Below are 16,209 nucleotides of genomic sequence, written 5' to 3'. Positions count from 1 at the left end.
CGGTGGGGCGGGGTCAGGAGCGCAGACCGCTGCGCCGCAACACGATGTCGCCGATCACGATGATCAGCAGCAGCGCGGCCAGGCCGATCAGCCAGATGTCCTCGACCCTGCCCTCGTGGTTGCCGCAGATCATCGCCAGCAGCGCCAGTGCGGACAGCACGGCGCCGATCTGCCCGGCCTTGCGGTGCCCGGGCTTGTGCTGGTCTGGCGACGTTACCGGCTCGCTTCCTGCCACTGTCGGTCCTTCCCTCGCGATCGGATCTTTGGTTAGTCTGGCACGCCTCGTACGCGGTGCGGTGGGGTGGGGGTTTCCTGGCCATCGGCCCTGCCCCACCTGGGCTGGATGGCACTACCGGCGTCGCGGGGCGGCGGTCAGACTCGCTCCGGTAGCGTTTGGCGTACACCTGATTGTCTGTTTGAGGGGGACTGTGCGGTGCGAGTGACCGGAACCGGGCACGCCAGCATGCGGATCGACACGGCCGCGGGCAGCATCCTGTGCGACCCGTGGGTGAATCCGGCCTACTTCGCGTCGTGGTTCCCGTTCCCTGACAATTCTCTGCTGGACTGGGAGAGCCTGGGCCAGGTCGACTACCTGTACGTCTCCCACCTGCACCGGGACCACTTCGACGCGAAGCACCTGCGCGATTTCGTCTCCAAGGACGCCACCGTCCTGCTGCCCGAGTTCCCCACCTCGGAGATGGAGGACGAGTTCCGGGCGCTGGGCTTCACCAAGTTCCTGAAGGCGCCCAACGAGCAGGTGGTGGAGCTGCCCGGCGGCCTGAAGATCATGATTCAGGCGTTGACCAGCCCGACCGACGGGCCGATCGGCGACTCCTCGCTCTGGGTCGAGTACGAGGGCGTGCGGCTGCTCAACCAGAACGACGCCCGCCCCACCGACCTGAGCGTCTTCGCCGAGCTGGGGCACGTGCACGCGCACCTGCTCCAGTTCTCCGGTGCGATCTGGTACCCGATGGTCTACGAACTGCCGCAGGCGGCGAAGACCGCGTTCGGTAAGCAGAAGCGTGACCGGCAGTTCGACCGGACCTGGCGGTACATCGACGACCTGAAGGCGTCGCACGTCTTCCCGATCGCCGGCCCGCCGTGTTTCCTCGACGACGCCCTGTGGCAGTTCAACGACATCCATGGCGACGAGGGCAACATCTTCCCCGACCAGTCCGTCTTCCTGTCGGAGTACGCCAAGGTCGGTGGCACCAACGGGATCGTGCTGCTGCCGGGCAGCGTCGCCGAGGTCACCACCGAGGGAGCGAGCACCACCCACCCAGTGCCGGTGCAGGAGTTCTTCGCCAACAAGGTCGCGCACCTGGAGGAGATGCGGGAGCGTAAGCGCCCGATCATCGAGGCGGAGAAGGCGTCCTGGCGGCACCCCGAGGTGGACGTGCTCGGCGAGATGAAGCGTCGGATCGAGCCGCTGCTCGACGAGTCGATCTACCTGGCCAAGGGGGTCGGCGGTCCGGTCCGTTTCGACCTGGTGGGGTATGACGGCGAGAGCGTCGAGTCGATCGTGGTGGACTTCCCCGGCAAGGAGGTCCGGCCGTACGCGGACGAGAAGGTGCGCTACCGGTTCCGGACCGAGCGGTCGCTGATCGAGCACCTGCTCTTCATCGACGAGGTGGACTGGGTCAACTCGCTCTTCCTGTCCTGCCGGTTCTCGGCGGCCCGGATCGGCCAGTACAACGAGTTCGTCTACGCGTTCTTCAAGTGCCTCTCCGAGGAGCGGCTCCAGTACGCCGAGGGCTGGTACGACGAGCACGAGCGCAGCACCGACGCCGAGGACATCACGTTGGGCGACTGGGTGGTGCAGCGGCGGTGCCCGCACCTGAAGGCGGATCTGACCCGCTTCGGCATTGTCGACGGCGACCAGCTCACCTGCCAGTTGCACGGCTGGCGCTTCGACCTGCCCAGCGGCCGCTGCCTGACCAGCGTCGGCCACAAGGTGCGAGCCCACCGGGTGGACGCGGAAACCCCCGCCCCGGCGGGCGAGGCAGTGATCTGACCCCCTCACCACCGCGATCTTGCACTTGCTGTCGCGCCTGAGCGGGGCATACCACCCGTATCGGCGTCCGAAAGTGCAAGATCGCGGGAGTCTGGGTCAGCGGCCCAGGTCGGTGAGGATGCGGCGGGCGGCGTTGTGGCCGGCCGCGCCGATGACGCTGCCGGCCGGGTGGCAGCCGGCGCTGCCGGCGTACACACCGTCGACGCCGGTGGCGTAGGGCATCCGGTCGGTGAACGAGGCGGTGTTGTCGACGTGGTGGATGTGCCCACCGGTGATGCCGAAGTGCTCCTCGATGCCGGGCGGCGGCAGCGGCACCGCGTCGGCGATCAGGTCGGCGGTGCCGGGGGCGTACCGCTCGACGATCCCGAGCAGCCGGTCGACGTAACCGGGCAGCTCCGCGTCCCAGGTGGTGCCGGCCAACTCGTAGGGGACGGACTGGACGAAGAGCGCCGACGAGTGGTGCCCGGCGGCGTCGGAGAGCGACGGGTCGACTGTGGTGTGCAGGTACCACTCGATGGTGGGCTCCGCCGGCAGCAGCCCGGCCTGCACGTCCGCCCACATGGCGCGCAGCGCGGTCATCGGCGACGCCTCCGCCCCGCCGACCAGCGATGCCGACCCGGGCAGCAGGTGGATGGTCGAGCCGAACGGGCTCGGTGTGCCGTCCGGCAGGCAGGAGAACCGCGGCAGCCCGGTGAGCGCCAGGTTGAGCTTGAGGGTGGTGCCGGGCCGGCGGACCGCCGCCATCCGTTCGCCAAGCCGCGCCGGGAGCGCGCCGTCGGGCAACAGGTTTATCAACCGGTACGGGTCACACGCGCCGAGCACCACCCGGGCGCCGACCTCCCGACCGTCGGCCAGCACCACTCCGCTCGCCGCGCCGCCGTCCAGCGTCACCGCGTGCACCGGCGTACCGGTCAGGATCCTGGCCCCGGCGGCGCGCGCGGCCTCGGCGAAGGTCCGGGAGACGGTGCCCATCCCGCCCTCGGCGATCATCCAGGTGCCACCGGAGCCGGGCAGCCGGCACATGTTGTGCACGAGGAAGTTGTGGCCGGTGCCGGGGTCGTCCGGACCGGCGTTGAGCCCGGACAGGCCGTCGGTCACCGCGTACATGCTGACCAGCAGTTCGGAGCGGAACTCGAACCGGGCCAGGTAGTCGGCGACCGAACCCTGCACGAGGTCGACGAAGACCTGGCGCAACGCGGGGCGGACGTGCCGCTCGGCGGTCTCCTGGACGCTCAGCGGCTCGGCCAGCCAGGCCGGGGCGAGGTCCTCCCGCAGCGCGGCCAACTCGGCCTGCATGGCGTCGTCGGCGGCCACGTCGCCGGGGGAGAAGAAGTCGGCGAGTTGCGCCCGGGTGGCAGCGGTGTCACTGCCGAAGAGCAGGTACGGCGAGCCGAGGCCGCCCGGGGTGGGGAGGAAGTAGTGCGGGTCGCGGCGCAGCACCGGAATCCGTACGTCGAGGGTGGCGAGCAGCTCCGGGGGCATCAGCCCGAGCAGGTACGACCCGGTGGAGTGGCGCAGCCCCGGCACCTTCGGGAACGGGTTCTCGGTGCGGGTCGCGCCGCCGATCACGTCGGCGGCTTCCAGCACGAGGACGTCCAGGCCGGCCCGGGCCAGCAGGACTGCGGAGACCAGACCGTTGTGCCCGGCACCGACGATCACGACGTCGGCGCGGGCCGGAATCTCACTGCTCATGCCGCGGCAGCCTAGTCCGCCCTGCCCAACCAGGTCACCCCTTCCACCCCACCCTTGCCCCGCCCCTTACCCCGCCCCACCTGCCCACCTACCCCGTCGTCCGTTGATCATGAAGTTATTGCCACGACACGCCGCGCCGAGTGGCAATAACTTCATGATCAACCGGGCCGGCGGGTGGGGGGTGGGGTTGGGAGGAGGCGGGAGGAAGGGGTGGGGGAGGTAAGGGTGGGGGAGGTAGGGGTGGGGGTAGGTGGAGGGTGAAGGTGGAGCCTCGGGTGGGGGTGCTGGTGGCGCTGACTGTGCCGCCGTGGGCCTCGGTGAGCTTGCGCACGATGGCGAGGCCCAGGCCGCTGCCGCCGGTCAGCCGGCTACGGGACTTCTCGGCCCGCCAGAAGCGGTCGAAGACCCGGGGCAGGTCCTCGGCGCTGATACCGCTGCCGGTGTCGGCCACCGACACGACGACCTCGGCCTCGGTCGCGCTGGCGCTGATCGTCACGCGCCCGCCCGACGGGGTGTGCCGTACCGCGTTGGCGACCAGGTTGCCGACGGCCTGGCGGAGTCGCACCGGGTCGGCGTGCACCTGCGGGTCGGCCTCGGTGCGTACCGTGATGGTGACGCCGACCCGGTCGGCCTGGACCCGGTGCGCCTCAGCGACCTGGGCGAGCAGGTCGGCGAGGTAGACCTCCTCAGGGTGCAGCCGCAGCGCGCCCGCGTCGGCCTCGGCCAGATCCTGCAGGTCGGTGATCACGTGCTGGAGCACTGTCGCCTCCTCCAGCAGTGAGGAGAGCAGCCGGCGGTCGGGGGCCGCGACGCCATCCTCGACAGCTTCGAGCCAACCCCGGATGTTGCTCACCGGCGTACGCATCTCGTGGGCGATGTCGCTGACCATGGCCCGGCGTAACTGCTCCAGCCGTTCCCGCCGCTCGGCCATGTCGTTGAAGGCCTCGGCCAGCCGGGCGATCTCGTCGCGGCCGGTCACCCGGACCCGGGCGGCGCCGTCGCCGTCGCGCATGCGCTGGGCGGCCCCGGTCAGCGCGTGCAGCGGGCGGGTCAGCCGGATGCCGGCGAGGACTGTGAAGCCGATCGTCACCAGCAGGACGAGACCGGCGACAGCGACGATGCGGGTCTGGTTGGCGGGGGAGAGGTCGAAGGTGGTCGAGGGGCGACCGCCCGGGTCGGTGACGAAGAGGGTAGCGGCCGGAGCGACGTACGGGAGGAGTTGTTCGCGTCGACTGGTGCCGACGCAGGCACTGACCGCCCGGTTGTGCTCCTGGTCGACGCCGGCCGCGCTGCGGGAATCGGGTGCGCTGGCCGCCGGCTGCCTCGTCCAGGTCCAGTTCAGGTCCACCTGCACGGCGGGCAGGCGTCGCCGCGCCAGGCAGGTGTTCACCAGGGCGTTGAGCTGGGCGAGCGCCTTGCCCTCGGTGGCCGTACGGGTCGCGAGATCCTCTCTCGCCTGGCTGCAGACGGCACTGTCGGCGAGGTCGGTGCCGGGGGTGTCGATGCGGGGGCGGCCGGTGGGCCCGTCCACGACGGTGGCGTCGATCTGCGCCCGGAGCCGCAGACACTGGACCGCCTGGGCCGCCTCGTCGCGCAGCGCGGCGCGCTCCTCCGGCGGGAGCTGGTACGGCCCGGTGGCGCGCGGGTCGATACGGCTGGCGCCGCCGTCCCCGCCGCCCGGCATTGTGGTGCCGGGCATCAAAGCGGTGTCGACGGCAAGCGCGTCGACGGTCGCGGAGGACGTCGTCGGCAACGGGCCCGCGCCGGGTGCCGAGTCCGCGATCGGCGCACCCGTCTCGGTGGTCAGGGCGATCCGCCGGCCGACGTCCTGGGCGAGCGGCCGAACTGCCGCGTCGACCCCGTCCCAGCTCGGGTGGGTCGCCGCGTACGCGAGCACTGTGTCGTAGATGCGCGCGTCGTCGGCCAGCGCCTGCCCCTGCTCCTGCCGGATCGCTCCGGTGGTGGTGCGGACGGCCAGCCACGCGGTCGCCGCGATCGAGCCGATGGCGATGAGGACGGCCAGCGCCAGCAGTCGGAGCAGCAGGCTGCGGCGCAGCGGGACCTCAACCGACACGGGGTGACTCTTCGACCAACTTGTATCCGATGCCGTACACGGTCACCAACCGGGCCGGCTTGCGCGGGTTCGGCTCGATCTTCCGGCGGAGGTTCATCACGTGCACGTCCACGGTCCGGTTGGTGATGTACCTGTCGAACCCGTGCAGGTAGCCCAGGAGCTGATCCCTGGTGAACGCCCGGGCGGGCTGGGCGGCCATCGCCTGAAGCAGTTGGAACTCACCAGGTGTGCAGTCGACGAGGCGGCCGTCGCTGCGTACCTCGTGGCGCACCGGGTCGACGTGCACCGCGCCCACCCGCAGCACCGGGTCCGCCTGCGTCCGTTGGCCCCGGCGCAGCAGGCTGCGGGCCCGGGCGACCAGTTCACGCGGGCTGTACGGCTTGGTCATGTAGTCGTCGGCGCCCAGGTCGAGGCCGAGCAGCAGGTCGTCCTCGGTCGACCGGGCGGTCAGCATGAGCACCGGCAGGTCGGACTCCCGGCGCAGGATGCGACAGACGTCCAGGCCGTCGACCTTCGGCATCATCACGTCGAGGACCAGCAGATCCGGGGGCCGCTGCCGGATCTGCTCCAGCGCGGCCCGCCCGTCGGCCACCACGACCACCTCGTGCCCTTCGCGTTCCAGATACCGGCGCGCCAGCTCCGCCTGCTTCTGGTCGTCCTCGGCCACCAGCACGTACGCACACACGGCAGCGACTGTACGTGGCCCCGACCGGTTCCAGCACTGCCGCTGAGCTGGGACTATCGGATGACGACCGGTTCCTTACAGGTCTCTGACACCCGGGCGTGAAGCTGCACGCCATGACCAACTCAACCCATCGGGTCGCGGCCGGGCTCGCCGCGGTCACGGTGCTCGCCGTCGCCCTCACCGGCTGCGGCGGCGGTGCGTCCAGCGCCGACAAGGGCACCGCCAGCGGCGATGTCGCGTCGCTCGTCACCCCGTCCGCCCGGGCGAGCGCCACCCCGGCCGGTGGCGCCGCCAACGGTCGACCGCAGCTCCGCCTGGACATGACCGACGAGGAGCAGGAGCGGCTCTGGGGGACGTACAACATCTGCCTGCACGACAACGGCGTGAAGCTGAACGACGGCCGGTCACAACCCGGCCCGGTGGGGGACGGTACGGGCCTGTCCCTCGACCAGAGCGGGGAGCCGAAGGCGGCCTACGTGGCGTGCGCGAACAAGCTGCCGCTCCAGCCACCGGAGCTGGACCCGAAGAAGAACCCGAACTACGTGAGTCAGTGGAACGACTACGTCCAGTGCCTGCGTGGACGCGGAATGAAGATCCACTCGCTGCCGGACGGCTCCGGCTGGACCTACGACGACGGGGTCGCCGACCCGACCAACGGACTTGACGGTCAGGCCGTGGCCAAGCTCGACAAGGAATGCACGATGGAGATCTTCGGTGCCCGGCAGTAACCCGACCGACGGCCCTGGTCGGCGGAGGACCCGGCGTACCGCGATCGTGGTGGCGGTGGTGACGGTGGTGGTCGCCGTGGGTGCGGGCGTCGGGGCGTTGGCTCTGCGGCGTCACCCCGGCGGTGCCGTCCCGAGCGCCCCGCCGCCGGTCGCCACGACGACTGTGACCCGGGCCGACCTGTCGGACACCCGCTCGCTGAACGGCACACTCGGCTTCGGCCCGGAGCGGTTGGTGAAGGGCGCGGGGGAGGGCGTCGTCACCCGACTGCCGAAGGTGGGCGACACGGTGGCCCGGGGCAAGGCGCTCTACTGGGTGAACGACCGACCGGTGCCGGTGCTGTTCGGCGGGACACCGCTCTTCCGCACACTCGACAAGCCAGGTCTGGTGGGCAGCGACGTACGGATCGTGTCGGACAACCTGAAGGCGATGGGCTACCAGACCGGTACGCAGCCGTCCCGGAGCACCGACGGCACGAAGATCGGCACGGGTCAGGCACTGCTCACCAAGAGTCTGGTCAGCGCGATCAAGAAGTGGCAGCAGGCACTCGGCCTGGACCCCACGGGCACGATCGGGGTCGGGCAGGCAGCTGTGCTGACCGGGCCGGCCCGGGTCAGCGCGGTGAAGGCGCTGCCCGGTGACCCGGTCGCCGGTGAGCTGTTGGCCGTCACCGAGAAGGTCAAGCTGGTCACAGTGCCGGTCGGGGCCACCGAGGTCGGCGCCATCACTGTGGGCGCCGCAGTGGTCGTCGCCCTGCCGGACAGCTCCGAGATCCGGGCCACCGTCGCCTCGATCTCGCAGACGGTGCGCGGCGGTGGCTCGGACGACGGCACCGGGCAGGGCAGCCCACCGACGGTTGACGTCCTCGTCGCACCGACCCGGGCGGCGGACGTGGCCAAGCTGGACGCGGCAACGGTGCAGGTCCGCTTCACCACCGCCGTCCACAAGGGCGTGCTCGCGGTGCCGGTCGGCGCGCTGGTGGCGCTCCGCGAGGGCGGGCATGCGCTGCAACTGCCCGACGGTGGGCTGGTGGCCGTGGAGACCGGGATGTTCGCCCGGGGCCTGGTCGAGATCAGCGGCACCGGTGTGACCGAGGGCCTCGACGTGATGACGGCATCGTGATCGCCGAACCGGTGCTGAGCGTCGAGGCGGTCAGTAGGACGTACCCCGGCGGGGTGACGGCGCTTGCCGACGTCTCACTGACGGTGCGCGCGGGCGAGATGCTCGCCATCGTCGGGCCGTCCGGGTCCGGCAAGTCCACGCTGCTGAACATCATGGGCACCCTCGACCTGCCGACCAGCGGTCGGGTACGCGTCGCCGGGCAGGAGGTCACCGCGCTGTCCGACCGTCGGCTCTCCGCGCTGCGGGGCCGCTGGCTCGGTTTCGTCTTCCAGCAGTTCCACCTCACCGACGGGCTGGATGCCGCCGAGAACGTCGCCACCGGCCTGCTCTACGCCGGGGTGCCCCGCCGCCGCCGTCGCCGAACGGCGATCGAGGCGCTGGCCCGGGTCGGCCTGGCGCACCGTGTCGACCACCTGCCGCAGCAGCTCTCCGGCGGGGAGCGGCAGCGGGTGGCGATAGCGCGGGCACTCGTCAACGAGCCCGCGCTGGTGCTGGCCGACGAGCCGACCGGCGCCCTCGACACGGTCAACGGGGAGGCGGTTCTTGCCCTGCTCACAGACCTCAACGCGGAGGGCACCACCATCGCGGTGATCACCCACGACCGCGATCTCGCCGCCCGTACGCCTCGGCAGGTGGAGATCCGCGACGGCCGGATCGTCGCCGACACCGTCACCGGGAGCGGGGTGTGAGCGCGTCCCCGGGTGACACCCGGTCGACCCGGCTCGCCCCGACCGACGTACTCCGGCTCGGTCTGCTCGGCCTGACCACCCGCCGGATGCGGGCGGTCCTCTCCGCCCTGGGCATCTCCATCGGCATCGCCACGTTGGTGGTCGTGGTGGGCATCCCCGCGTCCAGCCAGCGCGACCTGATGGACCAGCTCTCCGCCCTCGGCACCAACCTGCTGCGGGTCGAGCCCGTACCGGATCAGAACCCGCCCGTCCTTTTGCCCGAGGACGCCGCTGCCATGGTGTCGCGGATCGGGCCGGTCCAGACGGCGAGCGCGGTCGCGAACACGCACACCGCCGTGCGCCGCAACGACCTGCTGGACCGGTACGACACGTCCGGGCTCACAGTGCTCGCGTCCCGGCCGGACCTGTTGGGGACTGTCAACGGCCGGATCCGCAGCGGGCGGGCCCTCGACGCCGGTTCGGCCCAGCTTCCGACAGCAGTCCTCGGGTACGTAGCGGCGAGCCGGCTCGGCTTTGCCACTGTGGATCCGCGGCAACCACCCCAGGTGTTCATCGGCGAGCGCTGGTTCACTGTGATCGGCATCCTGGACCCGTTGCCGCTCTCCCCGGATCTGGACCGCTCGGTGCTGGTCGGGTGGGACGCCGCCAAGGCCATGCTCGACTTCGACGGTCACCCCACTGTCGTCTACCTGCGGGCCACTGAGGACGCGTTGGAGGACGTCCGCGCCGTGCTGCCGGCCACCCTCAACCCGCAGTTGCCCGGACTGGTCCAGGTCAGCCGCCCCTCCGACGCGCTCGCCGCGAAACGGGCCACCGAGAGCAGCTTCTCCGCGCTGTTCCTCGGGTTGGCGGCGGTCGCCCTGCTGGTCGGCGGCATCGGTGTGGCCAACACGATGGTCATCTCGGTGCTGGAGCGTCGTCGGGAGATCGGCCTACGCCGGGCGCTCGGCGCGAACCGCGGTCAGATCCGGGTGCAGTTCCTCACCGAGTCGGTGCTGCTCAGCGTGCTCGGCGGTGCCGCCGGGGCCGTCCTGGGGGTGCTCGCGACGGTCGGCTACGCCAGCTACCAGGGCTGGCCGCCCACGATCCCACTGACCGCGGTGCTCGGCGGAATCACCGGTGCCCTCCTGGTCGGTGTGATCGCCGGCGTCTACCCCTCGATCCGAGCCGCCCGCCTAACCCCCACCGAAGCCCTCGCCACCCCCTAACCCCCCACCCACCCACCCACCCACCCCACCCCACCCCCGGAGTCCACGTTGATCATGAAGTTGTTGCCCCGACACGCCGCGTCGGGTGGCAACAACTTCATGATCGACCAGGCTCACGGGGTGGGGTGGGTGGGGTGGGTTGTGCGCCAGTGGGAGAGGGCCAGGGTGGCGGAGTAGCCGGCCAGGACGATCACATGGAACAGGTAGAGCCAGAGGAGGACCGCCACGCCGGCGCCGATGTCGTCGAAGCCGCCGAAGGGCACGCCGAGGTCCAGCGGGAGCGAGGCGAAGAGCACGAAGCCGTGCAGGAATCCGGAGAGGTTCGCCGCGGTGAAAGACCCGATCCCGAGGGTGGAGAGCCAGTCCGGTGAGGCCGGCCCGACGACCCGGAACACCCACACCAGCACCGGCGTGAGCACCAGCCAGACCGCCAGGAACGACAGCACCACGCCGAGTACACCGAGCCAACCGCCCTGGCGTACGAGGCGGGTGGTGAGCGGGAGCGCCAACAGGATCGACAGCAGCAGCGCGGGGGCCGGCGCGAGCAGTGGCATCAGCAGGAGCCGGCCCCGCCAGCCGACAAGGTGCTCGTCGGAGCGGGGCGCGGCCACCGAGACGAACGCCCTGCGCAGGCCCTCGCCATAGAGCGAGGCGGGCAGCAGGGAGGCCAGCGCCAGCAGCGGGGTCAACCCCACCCCGGCGTCGACCAGTGCCTCCACCGCCCGGGGCGCGCCGATCGCGGTGGGCAGGGCCTCCACGGCGTACGTGGTGAGCCGGCGTACCCGATCGGCCCCGGCCACCAGCGCGGTGAGCCAGATCGCCAGCAGGGCGACCGGCACCACGGCGATCGCCCCGTAGAAGGTGATCGCGGCGGCGTGCAGCGACAGGTCCCGGCCGCGCACCGGACGGAACGCGGCTGTGGTGATCCGTTTCGCGCGCTGCCATCCGTTGCCCATCGGGTCCTCCTTCCCTGTCGTCGAGGCCGTCACTCCTTAAGATCGCCGGTCATGACTGTTCTCACTACCGAACGCCTGATCCTGCGCGATTGGACCGACGATCCGGCCGATCTGGCCCGGATCTACGACGTCTACTCGCGTCCCGAGGTCAGTCGATATCTGGGCATGGCGTCGGGTCTGCCGATGACCAACCCGGCCCAGGCCGTCGAGCGGCTGCGGGTCTGGCAGGAGCGGCACGCCGACGACGGCGGCCGGTACGGCACCTGGGCGGTCGAGGTACACGAGACGGGTCAGGTGGTGGGCACCGTGTTGCTCAAGCCGTTGCCGGGGCGCGACGAGTCGCGCCGGACCGACGACATCGAGGTGGGCTGGCACCTGCACCCGGACGCGTGGGGTCACGGCTACGCCACCGAGGCGGCCCGCGCGGTGGTGGCCCGGGAGTTCGCCGCCGGCACCCGGGAGATCTACGCGGTCGTGTCGCCGAGCAACGAAGCGTCGATGGCTGTCGCTCGGAGGCTGGGCATGAGGCATGTCGGTCAGCGCACCGACTGGTACGGCGGGGAGCTGCTGGAGACGTTCGTGCTGACGGCACCAGATGCCTGATCGTTCCCGTACGACCTGACGCAAGATCCTGCGTAACTTCGGGGAAGGTGTGGCCTCCAGTAGTCGGGGGGCGACACCTTCCCCGAATTTATCTGCCGGTCGGTGCGGTCGACAGACCCCAGGGCAGGGAAGCCCATCAATAGTGACTGCTGTCGAAGTGTTGACGCTCCCGTAGCACGTCAGTAACCTTTGGCCAAAGTAGTGCAAGATTTCGACAAAGGCATGCACGATTCCGTGCATGCTCCCGGAAGATTCAACGGGCCTCCTCAGGGGGTCCGTTGATGGTCGTACCCATCTGGTGTTTCCAGGACGAGCGCCGCCCCCGCGCCGCCCGTGCCATCCCCTCTCTCTCGACACCGGCCCGCTCGCGTCGGCCGGCGCTGCACCGCCGCACCCCCACCCCGTGGTCCAGCCACCGCGGCAACCGTCCCCCGACGACAAGGACAGTGATGAGACGAACGAATCTGTTCAGGATGGTGGCGGCCACGGCCGCCGCCGCGCTGATCGCGACGGCCGGGGCGACCGCCCTCACCGGCCCGGCCGCCGCCGCCCGACCGTTCGACCGGGCCGCCGCACCGAGCACCGGCTTCGCGCCGGCGGCCACCAACCTCGCCCAGGGCCGTCCCACCCAGGAGAGCGGCCACGCCGACGTCTACGACTCGTCGAAGGTCGTCGACGGCAACGCGGGCAGCTACTGGGAGAGCGTCAACAACGCCTTCCCGCAGTGGGTGCAGGTCGATCTCGGCTCATCGCAGAGCGTCAACCAGGTCGTCCTGAAGCTGCCGACCTCCGGTTGGGGCACCCGGACCCAGACGCTGAGCGTGCGAGGCAGCACCAACGGTTCGTCCTTCACCGACCTGGTCGGCTCGCAGACCTACACCTTCAACCCGGCGAGCGGCAGCACCGCCACGATCAACTTCAGCTCGACCGCCACCCGCTACGTCCGGATCACCATCACCGCCAACAGCGGCTGGCCGGCCGGGCAACTCTCCGAGCTGGAGGTGTACGGCAGCGGCGGCACCACCCCCGACACCACAGCGCCGAGCGTTCCCGGCAACCTCTCCTACACCCAGTCGGGCACCACCATCAGTCTCAATTGGGTCGCGTCGACCGACAACGCGGGCGGCAGCGGCATCGCCGGCTACGACGTCTACCGCAACGGCGCGTTCCTCCAGTCCATCGGCAACGTCACCACCTTCAACGACACCCAGCCGGCGACGGCCACCGTGTCGTACTTCGTCCGGGCCCGCGACGCCGCCGGCAACCTCTCCGGCAACAGCAACACGGTGACCCGGACCGGCAGCGGTGACACCACAGCGCCGAGCGTCCCGGGGACCCTGTCGCAGAGCACCTCGGGCAGCACAATCACGCTGACCTGGGGTGCCTCCACCGACTCCGGGGGCAGTGGGCTCGCCGGCTACAACGTCTACCGGGGCGGCAGCCTGATCGCCACGTTGGGCACCGTCCTCACCTACCAGGACACCCAACCGGCGACGGCCACCGTGTCGTACCACGTCCGGGCCCGTGACGGCGCCGGCAACCTCTCCGGCAACAGCAACACCGTCACCCGGACCGGCAGCAACCCGCCGGCCTGCACCAACGTGGCGCAGGGCAAGAGCATGACGGCGAGCGGCTCCACCTTCAGCTTCACCCCGGACAAGGCCAACGACGGGCAGCTCAGCACCTACTGGGAGGGGGCGGCCAGCTACCCGCAGAACCTGACAGTGGCGCTGGGCGCGAACCACTCCATCTCCGGTGTCACAGTGAAGCTCAACCCGGACCCGGCCTGGGGCACCCGTACCCAGACCATTCAGGTCCTCGGTCGCGACCAGGCGTCGTCGACGTACACCAGTCTGGTGTCGGCGGCGGCCTACCAGTTCGTGCAGGGCACCAACCTGGTGACCATCCCGGTCAGCGCGACCACAGCGGACGTGCAGTTGCGGTTCACCGGCAACACCGGTGCCCCATCCGGGCAGGTGGCCGAGCTTGAGGTGTGCGGCACGCCGGCACCCAACCCGGATCTGGTCGTCAGCTCGGTGACCTGGTCGCCCACGTCGCCCAGCGAGGTCTCTGCGGTCACCCTCTCGGCGGTGGTGCAGAACATCGGGTCGGCCGCCGCGGGCGCGACCACGGTGAACTTCAGCCTGGCCGGCACGGTCGTCGGCAGCGCCACCGTGGGGACGCTCGCCGCGGGCGCCTCGACCACAGTGTCGTTCAACGCCGGCACGCGGCCGATGGGCAGCTACGCCGTCTCGGCGGTGGTCGACCCGGCGAACACGATCGTCGAGCAGAACAACGGCAACAACAGCTTCACCGCGGCGTCGCCGCTGGTGGTGACGCAGGCCCCGGGCCCCGACCTCCAGGTGCTCAGCATCGCCTCGAACCCGCCGAACCCGGCCGTCGGGGCGTCCGTCACCTTCACCGTGACGGTTCGCAACCGGGGCACCACAGCGACCGGCGCGACAACTGTCACCCGGCTGGTGGCGGGCAGCACCACGCTCAACACCAACACCGCCTCGATCGCCGCCGGCGCGACGGTCACCGTGGCCGTCAGCGGTAGCTGGACCGCCACCAGCGGCGGCGCCACCATCACCGCCACCGCCGACGCCACCAACGTGGTCACCGAGACCAACGAGACGAACAACGCGTTCAGCCAGTCGATAGTGGTCGGTCGCGGGGCCGCCGTCCCGTACGTCTCCTACGAGGCGGAGGCCGGCCGTTACCAGGGCACGCTGCTGGAGGCCGACCCGCTGCGTACCTTCGGGCACACCAACTTCGCCAGCGAGTCCTCGGGTCGCAAGTCGGTCCGACTCACCAGTACCGGCCAGTTCGTCGAGTTCACCTCGGCCAACCAGGCCAACTCCATAGTGGTGCGCAACTCCATCCCGGACGCGCCCGGTGGTGGCGGCATCGAGGCGACCATCAGCCTCTACGTCAACGACGTCTTCTCCCGGAAGTTGACGCTGTCGTCGAAGCACAGCTGGCTCTACGGCAACACCGACGGGCCGGAGGCGCTGACCAACACCCCGCAGGCCGACGCCCGGCGGCTCTTCGACGAGTCGAACGCGCTGTTGGCGCAGTCGTACCCGGCCGGCACCCGGTTCAAGTTGCAGCGCGACTCGGGTGACACCGCCTCCTTCTACGTCATCGACATGATCGATCTGGAGCAGGTGGCGCCGGCGGCGAGCCAACCGGCCGGTTGCACCTCGATCACCTCGTACGGTGCGGTCGCCAACGACGGGCTCGACGACACCGCCGCCATCCAACGGGCGGTGACCGACGACCAGAACGGTGTCATCAGCTGCGTCTGGATCCCCGCCGGGCAGTGGCGGCAGGAGCAGAAGATCCTGACCGACGACCCGCTGAACCGGGGTACGCACAACCAGGTCGGCATCAGCAACGTCACGATCCGGGGCGCCGGGATGTGGCACTCGCAGCTCTACACGCTGACCGAGCCGCAGAACGTGGTGGGCGGCATCAACCACCCGCACGAGGGCAACTTCGGCTTCGACATCGACAAGAACACCCAGATCTCCGACATCGCCATCTTCGGCTCGGGCCGGATCCGCGGCGGTGACGGCAACGCCGAGGGTGGCGTCGGTCTGAACGGTCGCTTCGGCACCGGCACGAAGATCAGCAACGTCTGGATCGAGCACGCCAACGTGGGCGTCTGGGTGGGCCGCGACTACGACAACATCCCCGACCTGTGGGGGCCGGCCGACGGGCTGGACTTCAGCGGCATGCGGATCCGCAACACGTACGCCGACGGCATCAACTTCAGCAACGGCACGCGTAACTCGCGGGTGTTCAACTCGTCCTTCCGCACCACAGGTGACGACGCGCTGGCCGTGTGGGCCAACCCGTACGTCAAGGACCGCAACGTCGACATCGCCCACGACAACCACTTCGTCAACAACACCATCCAGCTGCCCTGGCGGGCCAATGGCATCGCCATCTACGGCGGCTACGACAACTCGATCGAGAACAACCTGATCTACGACACCGCCAACTACCCGGGCATCATGCTGGCGACCGACCACGACCCGCTGCCGTTCTCCGGCACGACACTGATCGCCAACAACGGGCTCTACCGCACCGGCGGCGCCTTCTGGAACGAGGACCAGGAGTTCGGTGCCATCACGATCTTCCCGGCCACCAGGGACATCGTCGGGGTCACGATCCGCGACACCGACATCATCGACTCCACGTACGACGGCATCCAGTTCAAGAACGGTGGCGGCAACATACCGAACCTCGCCATCACCAACGTCCGGATCGACAGGTCCGTCAACGGGGCCGGCATCCTCGCGATGAGCGGCGCGCGCGGTAACGCCAACCTGACCAACGTGACAATCACCAACTCGGCCGACGGCAACATCGTCATCCAGCCGGGCTCGCAGTTCGTCATCAACGGCGGCTAGCCCTCCGCTTGATCACACG

General features: G+C 70.2%; 12 protein-coding genes. 7 read left to right on the top strand and 5 right to left on the bottom strand.

All coding sequences use genetic code 11. The features are described from left to right. Positions 1–13 precede the first annotated feature (13 nt). Positions 14–235, bottom strand: coding sequence for a DUF2631 domain-containing protein (locus tag AB0B94_RS32200; protein ID WP_036412111.1), 222 nt, complete (start codon positions 233–235; stop codon positions 14–16). A gap of 198 nt (positions 236–433) precedes the next feature. Between AB0B94_RS32200 and AB0B94_RS32195 the strand changes: the two genes are divergently transcribed. After that, complete coding sequence (locus tag AB0B94_RS32195; RefSeq protein WP_091400310.1) at positions 434–2,014, top strand: Rieske 2Fe-2S domain-containing protein; 1,581 nt, start codon at positions 434–436, stop codon at positions 2,012–2,014. A 96-nt stretch (positions 2,015–2,110) separates the two neighbouring features. Here the strand turns inward: AB0B94_RS32195 and AB0B94_RS32190 are convergent, their stop codons facing one another. The 3 genes from AB0B94_RS32190 to AB0B94_RS32180 form a co-directional block, all read right to left on the bottom strand. Beyond that, positions 2,111–3,706: an NAD(P)/FAD-dependent oxidoreductase gene (locus AB0B94_RS32190; RefSeq protein WP_357289438.1), complete on the bottom strand. Its 1,596-nt coding sequence runs from the start codon at positions 3,704–3,706 to the stop codon at positions 2,111–2,113. Between the two features lie 115 nt (positions 3,707–3,821). Beyond that, positions 3,822–5,780 (bottom strand): HAMP domain-containing sensor histidine kinase, encoded by a 1,959-nt coding sequence (locus tag AB0B94_RS32185; protein ID WP_357289435.1) that lies wholly within the window; start codon positions 5,778–5,780, stop codon positions 3,822–3,824. After that, complete coding sequence (locus tag AB0B94_RS32180; RefSeq protein ID WP_357289432.1) at positions 5,770–6,465, bottom strand: response regulator transcription factor; 696 nt, start codon at positions 6,463–6,465, stop codon at positions 5,770–5,772. Before AB0B94_RS32180 ends, AB0B94_RS32185 begins: the two co-directional genes overlap by 11 nt. Positions 6,466–6,578: 113 nt before the next feature. Between AB0B94_RS32180 and AB0B94_RS32175 the strand changes: the two genes are divergently transcribed. From AB0B94_RS32175 to AB0B94_RS32160, 4 genes are read left to right on the top strand one after another with little or no spacing between them, the layout of a single operon-like run. Further along, complete coding sequence (locus AB0B94_RS32175) at positions 6,579–7,193, top strand: hypothetical protein (RefSeq protein ID WP_357289427.1); 615 nt, start codon at positions 6,579–6,581, stop codon at positions 7,191–7,193. Beyond that, entirely contained in the window at positions 7,180–8,313 is a 1,134-nt protein-coding gene (locus tag AB0B94_RS32170; protein ID WP_357289424.1) for a hypothetical protein, read from the top strand. The genes AB0B94_RS32175 and AB0B94_RS32170 overlap by 14 nt, the downstream gene beginning before the upstream one ends. A gap of 11 nt (positions 8,314–8,324) precedes the next feature. Continuing rightward, on the top strand, positions 8,325–9,002 hold the full coding sequence (locus tag AB0B94_RS32165; RefSeq protein ID WP_357289513.1) for an ABC transporter ATP-binding protein: 678 nt from the start codon (positions 8,325–8,327) through the stop codon (positions 9,000–9,002). Next, complete coding sequence (locus tag AB0B94_RS32160) at positions 8,999–10,210, top strand: ABC transporter permease (RefSeq protein ID WP_357289420.1); 1,212 nt, start codon at positions 8,999–9,001, stop codon at positions 10,208–10,210. Before AB0B94_RS32165 ends, AB0B94_RS32160 begins: the two co-directional genes overlap by 4 nt. Before the next feature lie 113 nt (positions 10,211–10,323). Here AB0B94_RS32160 and AB0B94_RS32155 read toward each other — a convergent pair whose 3' ends face one another. Next, positions 10,324–11,166 (bottom strand): YhjD/YihY/BrkB family envelope integrity protein, encoded by an 843-nt coding sequence (locus AB0B94_RS32155; protein ID WP_357289417.1) that lies wholly within the window; start codon positions 11,164–11,166, stop codon positions 10,324–10,326. Positions 11,167–11,217: 51 nt separating this feature from the next. On the opposite strand from AB0B94_RS32155, the gene AB0B94_RS32150 reads away from it, so the two are divergent. Continuing rightward, complete coding sequence (locus tag AB0B94_RS32150; protein ID WP_357289414.1) at positions 11,218–11,769, top strand: GNAT family N-acetyltransferase; 552 nt, start codon at positions 11,218–11,220, stop codon at positions 11,767–11,769. A 449-nt stretch (positions 11,770–12,218) separates the two neighbouring features. Beyond that, positions 12,219–16,190, top strand: coding sequence for a CARDB domain-containing protein (locus AB0B94_RS32145; RefSeq protein WP_357289411.1), 3,972 nt, complete (start codon positions 12,219–12,221; stop codon positions 16,188–16,190). The last annotated feature ends 19 nt before the right edge of the window (positions 16,191–16,209 follow it).

It is taken from the genome of Micromonospora sp. NPDC048986 (assembly GCF_040649335.1).
Lineage (GTDB): Bacteria > Actinomycetota > Actinomycetes > Mycobacteriales > Micromonosporaceae > Micromonospora > Micromonospora alfalfae.
This window is presented reverse-complemented; position numbering and strand designations above follow the sequence as displayed.

Excerpts from the sequence above, each read along its gene's own strand:
- AB0B94_RS32190 (WP_357289438.1), bottom strand. The coding sequence starts at position 3,706 with ATGAGCAGTGAGATTCCGGCCCGCGCCGACGTCGTGATCGTCGGTGCC.
- AB0B94_RS32175 (WP_357289427.1), top strand. The coding sequence starts at position 6,579 with ATGACCAACTCAACCCATCGGGTCGCGGCCGGGCTCGCCGCGGTCACG.
- AB0B94_RS32155 (WP_357289417.1), bottom strand. The coding sequence starts at position 11,166 with ATGGGCAACGGATGGCAGCGCGCGAAACGGATCACCACAGCCGCGTTC.
- AB0B94_RS32150 (WP_357289414.1), top strand. The coding sequence starts at position 11,218 with ATGACTGTTCTCACTACCGAACGCCTGATCCTGCGCGATTGGACCGAC.
- AB0B94_RS32145 (WP_357289411.1), top strand. The coding sequence starts at position 12,219 with ATGAGACGAACGAATCTGTTCAGGATGGTGGCGGCCACGGCCGCCGCC.